Consider the following 16013-nt stretch of genomic DNA (forward strand, 5'->3'; position numbering starts at 1 on the left):
TCATCCTTCCAGCAGCCGCGCGGCCACCTGTTGCGGGGTGAGACCCGTATTGGCGGCCGCCAGCTGGCGCTCGCGCTGCAGATTGCGTTCCAGCTGCTGCTGGCCCGGCCGGTACTGTTTCGGCCAGACGGCACCGGCACCGCTGTAGCCGATGCGCGCCGTCTCCGTCAGAGTCCAGGCGGGGTTGGCCAGGTGCGGCCGGCCCACGGCGCACAGGTCGGCGCGCCCGGCGGCGATGATGCTGTTGGCGTGGTCGGCTTCAAAAATCGAGCCGACGGCCATGCTGGCGATGCCCGCCTCGTTGCGCACGCGGTCGGCGAACGGCGCCTGGAACATGCGCCCGTACACGGGCTGTTCGAGCTTGCTGACCTGACCCGAGGAGCAGTCGATCAAGTCGGCGCCCGCCTGCTTGAACAGGCGCGCGATGACGACGGCGTCGTCAGGCGTGATGCCGCCATCGACCCAGTCGTGGGCCGAGATGCGCACGCTCATGGGTTTATCCTGCGGCCAGGCGGCGCGCATGGCGCGGAACACGCGCAGCGGATAGCGGCAGCGGTTTTCCAGGCTGCCGCCATATTCATCCGTGCGGCGGTTGGTCAGCGGCGAGATAAAACTCGACAGCAGATAGCCGTGCGCGCAATGCAGCTCCAGCCAGTCGAAACCGGCGACGGCCGCCGCCAGGGTGGCGCGCACGAAATCCTGCTCGATGCGCGCCAGGTCGCTTTCCGTGGCCGCACGCGCCACCTGCGACACGCCGGCCAGGTATTGCTGCTCCGAGGCCGAGATCAGCGGCCAGTTACCCTCTTTCAAGGGCAGGTCGATGCCATCCCACATGGGCCGCGTCGAGCCTTTCGCCCCCGCGTGGCCCAGCTGCAGGGCGATCTTCGCATCGCTGTTGGCATGCACGACATCGACGATGCGGCGCCAGGCCTGCGTGTGCGCTTCGCTGTACATGCCCGGGCAGGCGGGCGTGATGCGCGCATCGGCCGACACGCACGTCATCTCGGCAAATACCAGCCCCGCGCCGCCCATGGCGCGCGCGCCCAGGTGCATCAGATGGTAGTCGCCCGCCACGCCATCGACGGCGCTGTATTGCGCCATCGGCGAGACGGCGATGCGGTTTTTCAGCAGCACGCTGCGCAAGCGGAAAGGCGTGAGCATGGGCGGCAGGACCTCGTCCCGCATCGCCACGCCGGCCTGCTCACGCGCGCGCCACGCCAGCCATCGCTCGTAATCGGCTACGTAGGCAGGGTCGCGCAGGCGCAGGTTTTCATGCGAGATGCGCTGGCTGCGCGTGAGCATGGAATAGGCGAACTGCGGCGCTTCCATGGCGCTGTAGCGCTCGACGTTTTCAAACCATTCCATGGAATTGCGCGCCGCGCTCTGGATCTTGAGCACCTCGATGGTGCGCAGCTGCTGGTAGGCGGTCAGCGCAGCATCCGTACCGGCAGCGGCGTCGGCATGCTGGCCGAAACAGCGCGCCAGTTCGATGGCGTCTTCCAGCGCCAACTTGGTCCCCGAGCCTATGGAGTAATGCGCCGTGTGGGCCGCGTCGCCCATCAGCACGACGGGCACGCCATCCTGGCGGTGCACCCATTGGCGGCAGACGATGCGGGGGAAGGTGATCCACTGGGCCGAGCCGCGCAGGTGCGGCGAATTGCTCAGCAAGCCGTGGCCATCGAGTTCCTCGGCGAACAGGGCTTCGCAAAAGGCGATGCCCTCATCCTGGCTCATGGCATCGAGGCCCGCCGCACGCCACACATGTTCGGGCGTTTCGACGATGAAGGTCGAGGTGTCGCCGTCATACTGGTAGATATGCGCCTGGAACCAGCCGTGCGGCGTCTGGCGGAAGGCGAACGTGAAGGCCTCGAATTTCTTGCGCGTGCCCAGCCAGACGAAGCGGCAATGGCGCTGGTCGATCTCGGGCTGGTAGCTGGCCGCATAGCGCGTGCGGATGCGGCTGTTCAAGCCGTCGCTGGCGATCACCAGGTCGGCGCCGTACTGGCGCGCGATGGCCTGGTCGTCCTGCACTTCCGTCTCGAACACCAGCTGCACGCCGAGTTCCTCGCAGCGCGCCTGCAGGATGTTGAGCAGGCGCTTGCGGCCGATGCCGCAAAAGCCATGGCCGCCGGAGCGCACGGTCTCGCCCTTGAAGTGGATCTCGATATCGTCCCAGTGGTTGAACGCCTGAAGGATGGCGCGCGCCGTCGGCTCGTCCGCGTTGGCCAGGTTGCCCAGGGTCTGGTCGGAAAACACGACGCCCCAGCCAAAGGTGTCGTACGGGCGGTTGCGCTCGATGACAGTGATGCGGTGCGCGGGGTCCTGCTTTTTCATGAGCAGGCTGAAATACAGGCCGGCGGGGCCGCCGCCGATGCAGACAATATTCATGGAGTGTCCGTGCGAAGTTTGAAGCGCTGCAGCTTGCCCGTTTCCGTGCGCGGCAGGGAAGGCAGGAAATGGATGGCGCGCGGGTATTTATACGGGGCGATCTGCTGGCGCACGAAGTCCTGCAGTTCGGCCGCAAGCAGGTCGCTGACCTGGCAGCCCTCCTTGAGCACCACGTGCGCCTCGACGATCTGGCCACGCTCGGCATCGGCGCGCCCGACCACGCCGCATTCGGCCACGGCCGGGTGGCGCAGCAGCGCCTCTTCCACTTCCGGGCCGGCGATGTTGTAGCCGGCCGAGACGATCATGTCGTCGCTGCGCGAGCGGTAATAGAAATAGCCGTCGGCATCCATCTCGAAGGTGTCGCCCGTCAGGTTCCAGCCATTCTGCACATACTCGCGCTGGCGCGGGTCGGACAGGTAGCGGCAACCGGTAGGGCCTTTCACGGCCAGGCGGCCCGTCACGCCGGGCGGCTGCGGCACGCCGGCGTCATCGACGATGCATGCCTGGTAGCCGGGGATGGCCTTGCCGATGGCGCCGCGGCGGATGCCCTCGCCCGTGGCGGAAATGAAGATGTGCAGCATCTCGGTGGCGCCGATGCCGTCCGTCATGGCCAGGCCCGTCGCCGCCTGCCAGGCGTCGCGCGTGGCCAGCGGCAGCGCTTCGCCGGCCGAGACGGACAGGCGCAGGCTGCGCAGGTCGTGGCTGGCCGCCAGGAGCGCCATCTGGCGGTAAAAGGTGGGCGCCGTGAAGCAGATGGTGGCGTGATAGGCCTCGATGGCGCGCAGCAGGCCGTCGGGCGTGAGTTTTTCCAGCAGCACGGCGCAAGCGCCAAAGCGCAGGGGGAACAGCAGCAAGCCACCGAGGCCGAAGGTGAACGCCAGCGGCGGCGTGCCGATGAAGATATCCTCAGCGCGCACCTGCAGCATGGAGCGGGGAAAGCAGTCGCAGATGGCCAGCAGGTCGCGGTGCATGTGCATGGTGCCTTTGGGGACGCCCGTCGTGCCCGAGGTAAAGCTGATCAGGCAGACGTCGTCGGCCGCCGTATCGCATGCGGCAAATGGCGCATCGTGGGCCGCCATGCGCTGTTCCAGTTCGGCGCCCTCGGCGCCAAAGCACAGCATGGCGGGCAAGCCAGGCACGCCATCGAGTTCCCCGCGCAAGCCTTGCGCGCACAGCACGGCGTTCACTTCCGCCTTGGCCAGGATGGTGGACAGTTCACGCGCGCGCAGCAGCGGCATGGTGGGCACGGCGATGCAGCCCGCTTTCAGCACGGCCAGCAGGCAGGCGGCCATCATGGGCGTATTCGCGCCGCGCAGCAGCACGCGGTTGCCGGGGATCAGGCGCAGGTCGCTGCGCAGCACGTGGGCGATGCGGTCGACCTGCCGCGCCAGCTGCGCGTACGTCCAGCGCTGGCCGTCGGCAAGGATGGCGATGCGCCCGCCGCCGCCATTGGCCACGGCGGCATCGAGCAGCGCGGCGACGCAATTGAGGCGCGCCGGATACTGCAGTTCGGGCAAGTCCAGGCACAGCTGCGGCCAGAGTGCGCGCGGCGGCAAATGCGTGCGCGCAAAGTCGTCCTGGGGAGATGCGGTGGTAGGCGAAGGGTCGCTGCTCATGCTCATCCTGGCTGGTAGCGGGCGCGTGCACAAGGCCCGGAAGCAGATACTTTAAACCTAAAGTATTTTCCCGGCAAGCAAAAAACAGCAGATTCAGTCGATCCCGTCCTGTTGCCGCAGCAGGCGCGCCTGCTGCGCCACGCTGCGCGCCAGCGCGGCCAGCGCCGTCTGCATCTGGTCGCCATCGAGCACCGAGGCCTGCAGCAGGGCCATCATCCCGGCTTCCGCGCCATGTAACCCCAGGGTGCGGCAACCGAGGTGCAGCCGTTCGAGCTGCTGGCGCGCCTGGGCCGGTTCGCCGCGCGCCAGCAAGGCGTCGACCTGTTCGCTGGCGGCGACTATCTGTCCCTGAAAGCCCGTCAGATACGCCAGCAGGCGTTCGCTGTCGATGCCCAGCCGCTGCAAGGTGTCGCGCGGCGCCTCGGCCGGCAAGGCCGAGACGTCGAAGCAGGCATCGATATGCTGGCGCACCTGCTCCGGCTGGAAAGGCTTGACGATGTAGCCGGCGGCGCCGGCCTGCACGGCGTCGCGCACCGTGTCCTGGTCATTGGCCGACGACACGAGCACCAGCGGCATGGCATCAAGCGCGCTGTCGGAGCGGATTTTCTGCAGCAGCTCCATGCCGGACAGGCGCGGCATGCGCAAGTCGCAGAAGCACAGCGACGGGCGCAAGCCGCCTTCGAGCTGTTCCCACGCCGCCGCGCCATCTTCGGCTTCCACGATATCGTGCACGCCACAGCTGTCGATCAGATGCATCAATACCATGCGCGACACGACATCATCGTCAACCACCAGTACTTTCATTGCTTTCTCCATTGGCGGCAGCGTCTCGGTGCCTGGCCGTATTCTACCCAGTTTCGCCGCGCGCTCCATGGCCGGCATTGCCTATTTTACATTTCCTTGCCCGAAACGGCTATTTGCGCCAACAGTGCGCGCAATTGCGGCAAATGCAGGGCCACCTGCGTCCAGCGCCCGCCGTCCGCCGCTTCTTCCATTTCCGTGCACAGCATGTGCAGCTGCGTTTCATCGAGGTAGGCGGCGCTGCCCTTCAAACCGTGCAGCAGGCGCCCGGCGTTGTCCTTGTCCTGCGCCGCCAGGGCGTCGTCGAGTTCACGCAAACGCCCTTCCAGGTCGGCGACGAAGGCGACGCGGATGCGCCGTTGCAGTTCGCCGCTGCGAATGGACTGGGAAGGCGCCGCGACGGGAAGTGCCGGCGCGATGCCGAACAGGGCGTCGAGTTCGGCCTGTCCCCGCGCCGTGCCGCGCGGCGCGTTCGACGGCATGCGCGGCAACATGAAACCGCGCTGCAGCTGGCGCTCGATGGCGCGCGCCAGCAAGCCATGCAGCACCGCCTCGTCGACGGGTTTGCTGAGGAAATCATCCATGCCGACGCCAAGATAGCGGCTGCGGTCTTCTTCGCTGGCGTTCGCCGTCAGGGCCACGATCATCAATTCCTGGTCGCGCACGGGCTGGTCCGGCCAGCCGCCCACACGGATCAGGCGCGTCGCCGTGGCGCCGTCCATCTCCGGCATGCGCCCGTCCATCAGGATCAGGTCATAGCGCGTATGCACGCAAGCCGCCACCGCCAGCACGCCGTTGGCAACCACGTCGACCCGGTGCCCCAGCTCTTCGAGCATGACGCGGATGATGATCTGGTTGGTGGGGAAGTCTTCCGCGCACAGCACGCGCAACTGGTGGCTGTGCGGCGCCAGCGCCACCTGCGGCACCAGCGGCGGCGCCACGCCATCGGCCAGCGGCAAGGTGAAGGCAAAGGTACTGCCCTGCCCCGGCGTGCTGGCCACCTCGATCTGGCCATCCATCAGTTCGACCAGCTGGCGGCAGATCGCCAGGCCCAGTCCCGTGCCGCCGTAGCGCCGCGTGGTGCTGGCGTCGGCCTGCTCGAATTTCTGGAACAGCCGCGCCATGGCCTCGGCATCGATGCCGATGCCGCTGTCGCTGACGGTAAAGCGGATCAGGTTGACCTTGCGTCCGCCGCTGCCGCTGGCCACGCCGGCCCGTTCGACGCTCAGGCTGACGCCGCCGCGCTGGGTGAACTTGAAGGCATTGCCGACCAGGTTGACCAGCACCTGGCGCAAGCGGGTCGGGTCGCCCACCACGAAGGGCGGCAGGTCGGGCGCGAAATCGATGGCGAAACCGATGCTGCGCGCGGCAGCCTGCTCCTCGAACAGGGTGACGACCGTCTCGATCGCCGCGCCGAGCGCGAAATCGATGTTTTCGATACTCAGCTTGCCCGCCTCGATCTTGGAAAAATCGAGCAAGTCATTGATGATCACCAGCAGCGACTGGGCGTTGGCCTGGCCGCGCAGGATCTGCTCGCGCGTGGCGTCGTGCAGCTGCTCGTCGCGCAGGGCAAAGCCCAGCATGCCGATCACGCCGGCCAGGGGCGTGCGCATCTCGTGGCTCATGTTGGCCAGGAATTCCGACTTCTGGCGCGTCGCATCCTCGGCCTTGCGCTTGGCCTGGCGCAGGCTTTCCTCGTTTTTCGTCAGGCTGCTGTTGACTTGCGCCAGTTTTTCCGACTGGGCCAGCACTTCGATTTCCTTGCTCTGCAACTCCGCCGTGCGTTCGCTGACCTGCTTTTCCAGTTCATTCTGCTGATGCCGCAGCGCGCGCACGCGCTGGCGGTACGCGCCATAGATGACGCCCAGCAGCAGCGCCGCCATCAGGGTGCGGAACCACCAGGTTTTCCAGAACGGCGGCAGAATCGTGATGGCCAGGGTGGCGCCGCTCTCGTTCCACACGCCGTCCTTGTTGGCCGCCTTGACGCGAAACACGTAGTTGCCGGCATCGAGGTTGGTGTAGGTGGCAAAGCGCCGCCCCGCATCCGTCATGACCCAGTCCTGGTCGAAGCCTTCGAGCCGGTAGGCGAACATATTGCGCTGGGGCGCGGCGAAATGCAGGGCCGCGAATTCCAGCGAAAAGACGCTTTCGCGGCTGATCAGCACCAAGTTGCGCGTGTGGTCGATCGCCGCCTTGAGCACGTGCGCGAACTCACCGCGGCCGATGGCCACCGGCTTGTTGAATATCTGCAGCTCCGTGATGGCCACCAGCGGCGGCACGCGGTTGTCGTGGATATCCTCCGGCACAAACGCCGTCATGCCGTTAAAGCCGCCGAAATACATGGTGCCATCGGCCGCGCGCAGGGCCGCGCCATCGAAATACGAGCCTTCCACGGTGCCATCGGCGCTGTCGTAATTGCGGAACAGGCCGCTGCGCATGTCGAGCCGCGTGATGCCGCTGTTCGTGCTCAGCCACAGCTGCTCGTTGTCGTCGCCGAGGATGCTGGCGACGGCGTCGTCGGCCATGCCATCCTTGCGCACGAAGCGGCGGAAGCGGATCTCGCCCTTGGCGTCGACGTCCATGCGGTTCAAGCCATTGGCCGTGCCCACCCACAGCACGCCGCGCTTGTCCTCGTGCAGGTAATGCACCTCGTCGTGGCTCAGGCTATGCGGGTTTTGCGGATCGTGGCGGAAATGGCGGAAGTGGCCGCTGGCGCGGTCCAGCAAGTCCAGGCCGTGGAAGGAACCTATCCACAAGCGCCCCTTGCCGTCTTCCAGCACGGGCCGCACCATGTTGTCGGACAAGCTGTTCGGGTTGGCCGGGTCGTGGCGGTAGGTGGTAAAGCGGCGGCTGACGGGGTCGAAGCGGTGCACGCCGCCCCGCGTCGAGACCCACAGCATACCGCTGCGGTCGCTCACGATATTGCGGATCGTGTCGCTATTCGGGTCGCCGGCGGCAAAGCGCATGGTGAAGAAGCGCCCGAGGGCCGGATCGAAGCGGTGCAAGCCCGTCGAACCGCCCACCCACAGCACGCCGTCCGGCGCCTTGTACAGGGTCGTGACCTGCTCGTCGCGCGACATGCCGGGTGAGCTGCGCAGATCGAACAGCCGCGAGCTGCCGTCGCGCGTGTCGTACAGTTTCAGGCCGCCCTTGGTGGCCAGCCACAGCTTGCCATCGCCCGCATCGGCCACGGCGCGCACTTTCTTGTCCGCCAGCGCGCCCACGTCGCCGGGCGCGCGCGCCATGCGCGAAAAGCCGCCACTGCCCAGGTCGACCCGGCTCACGCCGCTGTACCAGGAGCCGACCCAGAAGGTGCCCGCGCGGTCGCGGTACAAGGACGACAGCTGGTTGTCGGCGACGCTGAATTTGTCGCCCGTCTGATGCCGGTATTGCAGGAAGGTGTCGCTGCCGGGCAGCCAGCGGAACAGGCCATCGGCATTGCTGCCCAGCCAGACGGTGGCGTCGACATCCTGGTACAGGCTGGCCACGCGGATGGCGGAAAAGCCATGCTTCTCGCCGAAGCGCACGCGCGCCTGCGGCGGCTGGCCGGCGCCGCCCAGGCGCCAGCGCTCGGCGCCCGCCATGGTGCCGATCCACAGGTTCTGCTGGCGGTCGATCAGCAGCGACTGGATCACGTTGTATTTCGAGCCTGGCTCCGTGTCGACGGCAAAATGCTCGAAGCGCTCGCTGCCAGGCGCCAGCATGTCCAGGCCCGTTACCGTGCCGATCCACAGGCGCTGTTGCGCGTCCAGCGCCAGCGCCTTGATTTCATTGTCGCCCAGGCTGTGCGGATTGCCCTCTTCATGGTGCCAGGTGCGGAAGGTGCCCGTGGCGGGGTCGAAATGCTGCAAGCCGTCCGAGGTGGCGATCCAGAAGCCGCGCGCGCCATCGTCGAGGATGGCGTGGATATGCCGGTTGCCGTTGCCGCGCTTGCTCTTTTCGGCCGGAACGTAATGGATGAAGGTCTGGCTGGCGGCGTCGAAGCGGTCCAGGCCATTGTCGGTGCCGATCCACAGCTGGCCCTGGCTATCGACGTGCAGCTCGCCCACCCAATTGTCGGCCAGGCTGGTCTTGTCGCCCTCGATATTCTTGTAGACGACCATGCGGTAGCCATCATAGCGGCTCAGGCCAGACTGGCTGCCGAACCACATATAGCCCTGCCGGTCCTGGGCGATGGCCAGCACCGACTCCTGCGCCAGGCCCTGGTCGACGCTGAGCTGGTCGAAACGCAGGGTGGGCGCAGGCGCCGCCGCGGCCGGGACGCCCAGCAGCAAAATTAACAGTAAAGCAACATCGCAAACACGTCGAAATACCAGCACAATCGTCCTGTCAAAAAAAACGCGAAAAACCCGCACACCGCTCCTGGGGCCGTCTCAGGAACCAAAGAACGCCAGGACATCATCCTTGCGGGCTTGCGTATCGCGCTGTCCAAGACGGATCAGCTCGTTAGTATACGTCGATTCGAACAATAAATACGATGCCAGCGCCGCGCCGCGTGCTTCGGCCGCGCCGATACCCGACAACATGGTGCGGATGGGGCGGGGCAAACTGCCGATATGCCGACTGGCGATGGCGTCGAGCCGCTCGGACGGCGCGATGACCAGCAATTCCACGGGCCGCAAGGCCGTCTTGCCCAGCAATTCGGGCGGCAGCATCGACAGGGTCAGGTTGATGCGGTTCAGGCGTTCGATGTCGACGGCCAGGCCGTCGAGGAAGATCGACGACAGCGCGTGGCCGGCAATCTGCGCCAGGCTCGGGTAGCGTGCCGCTTCGGACGCGGCGGGCGCCGGTTCCGTCATGCGCCCCGCCCCCACCACCAGCACCTTGTTCGCGCCCAGGTGGATCGCCGGCGAGATCGGGGCCAGCTGGCGCATGGAACCGTCGCCGCAGTATTCGCGCTGGCCGCCCACGTACAGGGGCACGGCGGGAAAGATGAAGGGGATGGCGGCCGAGGCGAGCAAGTGCTCCACGCCGATCTGGTCCGGCAGGGCCAGGCGCTGCGTGCGCACCCAGGGCGCGATATCCTCGGCCGTCTGGTAAAACGTCATGTGGCGGCTGCCCGAGTACGACGACGCCGTCACGGCCAGCGCATGCAGCAGGCCGTCGGCCAGGGCCGCGTCCAGGCGCGGCAGGTCGAGCATGCGGTGCAGCAGGCTGACCAGCGGCGTATTATCGAGCAGGGAACTGGGCGGCGACGCATGCCACTGGCGCAGCAGCCAGCCGAACGACAGCAACGACAGCCAGCGCGCGCCCGAGCGGATCACGCCCAGCGAATCGGCCCGGTAGACTTGCTCGACTTCGATGTGCTGCCACACGTCGAGCAGCTTTTGCACGCCTTCGCCGAAGTTGTCGGCACGGCAGGCTAGCGCCGTGGCGTTGATGGCGCCGGCTGAGGTGCCGCAGATGATGTCGAACGGGTTGCGCGCCGGCGCCCAGCCCGCTTCCCACAAAATCGCCGAAATCGCCTGCAGCACGCCCACCTGGTAGGCGGCACGGGCGCCTCCTCCCGTGAGTATCAAGCCTGTTTTATTTTGCATTCCCATGCCGGCAGATTAGCAGGGTCTTGATACTTTGTGGAAAAGTTTCAATCTCCCTTGACCATGCCTTCACGACGCGGATCGGCACCGCCAAACCAGAAATCCTTGCCGTGCGCATTCAGCCGCATGATGCCCTGCAAGCCCGAGTTCTGTTCGATCACGCGCACCTCGTGGCCCATCGCCTGCAGCGCCTCGACTTGCGCGGCGGGCGCGCGGCCCTTTTCCAGCTCCGTCGGGCCATTGCGGCTGCCGAAGTTCGGCAGGCTGATCGCCTGCTGCACGTTCAAGCCCCAGTCCATGGTGCCGACCAGCACCTTGGCGACATAGTTGATGATGGACGAACCGCCGGGCGAACCCGTCGCCAGCACCAGCTTGTGCGTGCCCTTCTCGAACACGAGGGTGGGCGACATGGCGCTGCGCGGACGCTTGCCCGCTTCGACCCGGTTGGCGATGGGGCCGTCGGCATCGCGCGAATCGAACGAGAAATCCGTCAGCTGGTTATTCAGCAAAAAGCCGTCGACCATCTGGCGCGAACCGAACGCGTCTTCCACGCTGGTGGTCATCGACAGGCCGCCCCCAAAAGCGTCCACCGCCACCAGGTGCGACGTCGACGGGCGCTGCAAGGCGTTGTCCATGCCCCACGCCACCTGCATGCCCGGCGGCGTGCCAGGCATGGCCTTGCCCATGGATTTGTCGCCGATCAGCGAGGCGCGCTGCGCCAGGTAGGTTTTATCCAGCATCGAAGCGACGCCATTGCCGGGCAGCGGCACGAAGTCCGTGTCGGCCACGTAGCGGTTCCGGTCCGCGTAGGCCAGGCGCCCCGCTTCCGAGAACAGGTGGATCGCCTGCGCATCGAGCACGCCGTCGACGGGCGCATACGGCCGGATATCCTTCACTTCCAGCATGCCCAGCATCTGCGCGATGGCGATGCCGCCCGACGATGGCGGCGGCATGCCGCACACGGTCCAGGCCTTGTAATCGCTGCAGACGGGTTCGCGCACCTTGGCGCGGTAGCCGGCGATGTCCTGCGCCGTCAGCTTGCCCGGATTGGTCGGATGCGCCGCCACCTTGGCGGCGATGTCGCGCGCGATGCGGCCGTTGTAAAACGCGTCGGCGCCGCCACGGGCGATCTCGCGCAGGGTGCGCGCCAGCTGCGGGTTTTTCAGCACGTGGCCGACGGGCCAGGCCTTGCCGTCCGGATCATAGAAATACGCGGCGGCGACAGGGTCGCGCTTCAGGGCCTGGTCCCAGTTCAGCAAGCCGTTGAGGCGCTGGCTGACGGGAAAGCCGCCGTGCGCCAGCTTGATGGCGGGGCCGAACAGGGTCGCCCACGGCAGCTTGCCATGTTCCTTGTGCGCCAGTTCCAGCATGCGCAGCACGCCCGGCGCGCCCACGGAACGCCCGCCCACCACGCCCGTGGCGCGCGAGACGGGGCTGCCGTCGGCATTCTGGAACAGGTGTTCATCGGCGCTGGCAGGCGCCGTTTCGCGTCCGTCGAACGCTTGCACGCCCTTGGCCGTGGAGTACAGCAAAAAGGCGCCGCCGCCGATGCCCGACGATTGCGGCTCGACCAGGGTGAGGACCAGCTGCGTGGCGATGGCCGCGTCGATGGCGCTGCCGCCCTTTTTCAGCATCTGGTAGCCGGCATCGGCGGCCAGCGGATTGGCAGCGGCGACCATGAATTTCTGTGCCGCCCAACCCGATTTTTCCGCATACGCGGTGGCGATTTCCGGCGCCTTTTGCGGCACTTCGGCAAATGCGGGACTGGCAGCGAGGGCTCCCAGCAAGGTCAGGCTCAGTGCCAGCGGCTTCAATATGATCATGGATTCTCCGATAAAAAAAGGGCGCACAGCCAGGCAAGGCTGTACGCCCCATACGGGGGTATCCTACATCAAATGCCCGTCAGGGCACTGCCCCTTACTTGGGCTGCATGCGGATGGCGCCGTCCAGGCGGATGGTCTCGCCATTGAGCATGACGTTTTCCACGATGGCTTTCACCAGTTGCGCGTATTCGCCGGGCTTGCCCAGGCGCGAAGGGAACGGCACCATCTTGCCCAGTGCATCCTGCACTTCGGCCGGCATGCCCAGCAACATCGGTGTTTCGAAAATGCCGGGCGCCACCGTCATCACGCGGATGCCGTTGCGCGACAGGTCGCGCGCCATCGGCAGGGTCAGGCCCACCACGGCCGCCTTCGACGACGCATACGCGGCCTGGCCGATCTGGCCATCGTAGGCCGCCACGGAAGCCGTGTTGATGATGATGCCGCGCTCGCCTTCGGCCGTCGCATCCTGTTTCGCCATGGCGTCGGCCGCCAGGCGGCACATATTGAAGGTGCCCACCAGGTTGATGTTGACGACCTTCTGGAACAGGGCCAGCGGATGCGGGCCATCCTTGCCCACGGTTTTCACGGCAGGCGCCACGCCGGCGCAGTTGATCAGGCCGCGCAAGGTGCCCAGCTTCGTGGCTGCCGCCACCACGGCCAGGCCGTCCTCTTCCGACGTCACGTCGCACTGGACGAACACGCCACCGAGTTCAGCGGCCAGCGCCTGGCCCGCTTCCGTCTGCACGTCGGCCAGCACGACCTTGCCGCCGGCCGCCGTCAGCATGCGTGCCGTGGCCGCGCCCAAGCCCGATGCGCCGCCCGTGATGATGAATACATTGTCCTGAATCTGCATGAAATCTCCTGAGTGATAAGGGCCGTGTTCCCGGCGCCTGATGGTTGATACATGATGCCATCATTACGTTTACGTAAACGTAATGTCGGCGACAATTGTAGCCATTTTTATGGTCACCGAGCGAAAACTTGCAGCGCTGGCGAATGAGAAAGTTAAAAACACTGCATGAAAGCGCCATTGCGGTGGCAGATGCGCCCGTTGGCATCAAGCGTGGCGTTGCCCGCGCCGTTGTAGCGCGCGCCTGCCGCATCGCGGCAACCGCCTGAGTCGCATGAGCCGATGGGCTGCGGCGCGCGCGGCATCGGCACGGCCGGGCTGGGCGGCAGGGGCGCGATGGGCACGACCGGTGACGCAGGCTGCGCCGGCATGCGGCCGATCACTTGCGCCACGGAACGGCGCGGCTGCACGGGCGGCGCCGGGCGGCACGGCTCCACCGCCAGCTTGCCGCTGTCGCGCGGGTCGAGCTGGCACACGGGCAAAGGCTCAGTCAAGGACTCGGCAGGCGCCGCCTGCTCCTGCGCCCGGGCATGGCCGCCAGCGAGCAGCATGGAGCACGCCAGTGCCGATATCGTTTTTGCCAGCCTCTTCATGCCGCCTCCCAAGCATCCATCGCAACTTTCATTATTGGCACACGCCGCGCCAGATGCCAGCGCGGGTAACAATTTGTCACGCTTGTACCTGCCATGCGCACAGCGTAACGGTGTTTTATTTCCTTTCAGCACTTTCCTTCTTGCCAGTATGGCATTACAATAAGAACGATTCTTATTCTCATTCGCAGGATGGGAGCGCATTTTTTACTCTTTTCATTCATTCATACCCGAGCCACCCGGAAGGCAGCCAGGAAATAACAACATCCGGAAAGTTCACCATGACCAAGCGTAGTCCCGCCTTCGCAGCCCCCGTTTCCACTCCCGCCCGCTCCATGCATTCCGCCGCCCTGCTCCTGCCCTGCCTGCTCTCGCTGGCCGTCAGCAGCGCCTGGGCCGAAGGCAATGTGGCCGCCGATCCCACCATGAACACGGTGGTCGTCACGGCGTCCGGCACGGCCATCGACATCAAGGATGCGCCGGCCAGCATCAGCGTCATCACGCGCGAGGAAATCGAGCGCCAGCCCGTGTATGACTTGAATACCTTGCTGCGCCGTATCCCCGGCGTGACGGGCGGCACCGGCCCCGAAGGCGAAGCGTCGAAGATCAAGCTGCGCGGTTTGCCCGACAAATACACCCTGATCCTGGTCGACGGCAAGCGCGTGGGCAGCTCGAGCGACACGGCTTACCGTCCCGACCTGGGCCGCCAGGACTTGAACTGGATCTCGCCCGACATGATTGAGCGCATCGAAGTGGTGCGCGGACCCATGTCGTCGCTGTACGGTTCGGACGCCATGGGCGGCGTGATCAACATCATCACGCGCAAGGTGCCGGGCAAGTGGAACGGTTCGGCCACGGCCAACTACACGCAACCGCAGGAAAGCGACCGCGGCACGGCGCACCAGCTGGGCGTCAACCTGGCCGGCCCCCTGTCGGACACGGTGGGCATGCGCCTGGGCGTGAGCCAGACGCGCCAGAATCCCGATGAAAAATTCGACAAAGCGGGCGGCATCGGCGGCGAACGCAACCAGACTGTCTCGGGCCAGCTGACCTGGGCGCTGGGCAAGAAACAGAACCTGTCGCTGGACGCCAGCTATGGCAGGCAGGAAGCCAGCGGTTCGAGCACACGCGATGCGGACGGCGAGTCGCTGGTTCCCAGCTGGGGCGCCAACAAGCTGATACGCAAGAGCGTCAGCCTCGGCTACGAAGGCCGCTGGGACTTCGGCAAGACCACGGTCAACCTGTATCACAACGATTTCGACAACCAATTCGTCGGCACGGTGGCAAAATCCAAGGACAGCACGCTCGATGCCAGCCTGGAAAAACGGGTCGGCTGGGGCGGCATCGAGCAAATGCTGGTGATGGGCGGCCAGTGGAAGCACCAGGAATTGACGAACACGAACACCATCGGCACCGTACCCACCGATTACCTGGGCAACACCGTGAGCGGCGCGACCCTGTCCGGCACCACCTCGGCCCTGTTTGCGGAAGATCAATTGTTCCTGCGCGAGGACTTGACGGCCACGGCCGGCTTGCGCCTCGATCACCACAGCAAGTTCGGCAACCATTACAGTCCGCGCCTGTACCTGGTGTACCACCCTGCCCCCGCCTGGACCATCAAGGGCGGCATCTCGCAAGGCTTCCGCGCCCCGAGCCTGAAGGAAAACTCGCCAGCGGCAGCGACCAACTCGGCCGGACGCGGTTGCGGCAGCCTCAAGCCGCTGGGCTACATCAAGGGCGACTGCTACATGGCCGGCAATGCGGACTTGAAGCCGGAAACGAGCACGGCCGGCGAGATCGGCGTGGCGTGGGAACAGAATGGCTGGGATGTGGGCCTGACCTGGTTCCACACGGATTTCAAGAACAAGATCGACTATGCGCCGCTGGGCTTTTACCAGCAGCGCTGGTGGACCAAGATGACGAATATCCAGAAGGCGCGCACCAGCGGCCTGGAAGCGACGGCCACCATCCCGCTGACGAAAAACCTGAACTGGCGTAACAACGTCACCTACATGGCGGAAGCGAAAAACCTGACCACGGGCGCCAACCTGCTGTCGACGCCAAAACTGTCGTGGTACTCGGCGCTGGGCTGGCAAGTCAACGACCAGCTGTTCGGCGAAGTATCGGCCCAGTACACGGGCAAGGAACTCGACGCCGGCAAGCTGGCCGACAAGGCCTACACCATCGTCGACACCGTCGTGTCGTACAAGGTCACGCCGCAATGGACCGTGCGTGGCGGCGTGCAAAACCTGTTCAAGAAGGGTCCGATGGCCGATGGACTGGTCGACTACTACGTGCCGGGACGGCGCATGTTCGTCGGCCTGACGTCGCGCTTCTAAACACGCCTGTCAAAACCTGCTGCGCGTCGCGGGTTGCGGTCTGCGATGCTCACTGTACCTCCGTACAGT

At 65.8% G+C, this 16013-nt stretch carries 9 protein-coding genes; 1 reads left to right on the plus strand and 8 read right to left on the minus strand.

What is annotated here, in order from left to right; all coding sequences use genetic code 11:
* The 8 genes from VPH40_RS17075 to VPH40_RS17110 form a co-directional block, all read right to left on the minus strand.
* Positions 1 to 2388 carry a bifunctional salicylyl-CoA 5-hydroxylase/oxidoreductase gene (locus VPH40_RS17075; RefSeq protein WP_328574023.1) on the minus strand — a complete coding sequence of 796 codons (2388 nt, stop codon included), beginning with the start codon at positions 2386 to 2388 and terminating at the stop codon, positions 1 to 3.
* Positions 2385 to 4004, minus strand: coding sequence for an AMP-binding protein (locus VPH40_RS17080; protein WP_328574024.1), 1620 nt, complete (start codon positions 4002 to 4004; stop codon positions 2385 to 2387). Before VPH40_RS17080 ends, VPH40_RS17075 begins: the two co-directional genes overlap by 4 nt.
* Positions 4005 to 4097: 93 nt before the next feature.
* Positions 4098 to 4808, minus strand: coding sequence for a response regulator (locus VPH40_RS17085; protein WP_077400918.1), 711 nt, complete (start codon positions 4806 to 4808; stop codon positions 4098 to 4100).
* 86 nt (positions 4809 to 4894) lie between these two features.
* Positions 4895 to 9079, minus strand: a complete 4185-nt coding sequence (locus tag VPH40_RS17090) for a hybrid sensor histidine kinase/response regulator (protein ID WP_328574025.1) — start codon at positions 9077 to 9079, stop codon at positions 4895 to 4897.
* A 99-nt stretch (positions 9080 to 9178) separates the two neighbouring features.
* The gene (locus tag VPH40_RS17095; RefSeq protein ID WP_034751717.1) at positions 9179 to 10348 is read right to left on the minus strand and encodes a patatin-like phospholipase family protein; all 1170 of its coding nucleotides are present in this window, start codon (positions 10346 to 10348) and stop codon (positions 9179 to 9181) included.
* Between the two features lie 41 nt (positions 10349 to 10389).
* On the minus strand, positions 10390 to 12165 hold the full coding sequence (gene ggt, locus VPH40_RS17100; protein WP_305054467.1) for a gamma-glutamyltransferase: 1776 nt from the start codon (positions 12163 to 12165) through the stop codon (positions 10390 to 10392).
* A 94-nt stretch (positions 12166 to 12259) separates the two neighbouring features.
* Positions 12260 to 13018: a 3-hydroxyacyl-CoA dehydrogenase gene (locus VPH40_RS17105; RefSeq protein WP_328574026.1), complete on the minus strand. Its 759-nt coding sequence runs from the start codon at positions 13016 to 13018 to the stop codon at positions 12260 to 12262.
* 152 nt (positions 13019 to 13170) lie between these two features.
* A complete protein-coding gene (locus tag VPH40_RS17110) occupies positions 13171 to 13608 on the minus strand; it encodes a hypothetical protein (protein ID WP_099665095.1) in 438 nt (145 codons plus the stop codon).
* Positions 13609 to 13886: 278 nt separating this feature from the next.
* Between VPH40_RS17110 and VPH40_RS17115 the strand changes: the two genes are divergently transcribed.
* Positions 13887 to 15944, plus strand: a complete 2058-nt coding sequence (locus tag VPH40_RS17115; RefSeq protein WP_328574027.1) for a TonB-dependent receptor domain-containing protein — start codon at positions 13887 to 13889, stop codon at positions 15942 to 15944.
* Positions 15945 to 16013: the final 69 nt, after the last annotated feature.

Source organism: Janthinobacterium sp. P210005, from assembly GCF_036231865.1.
Classification (GTDB): Bacteria; Pseudomonadota; Gammaproteobacteria; order Burkholderiales; family Burkholderiaceae_D; genus Janthinobacterium; species Janthinobacterium kumbetense.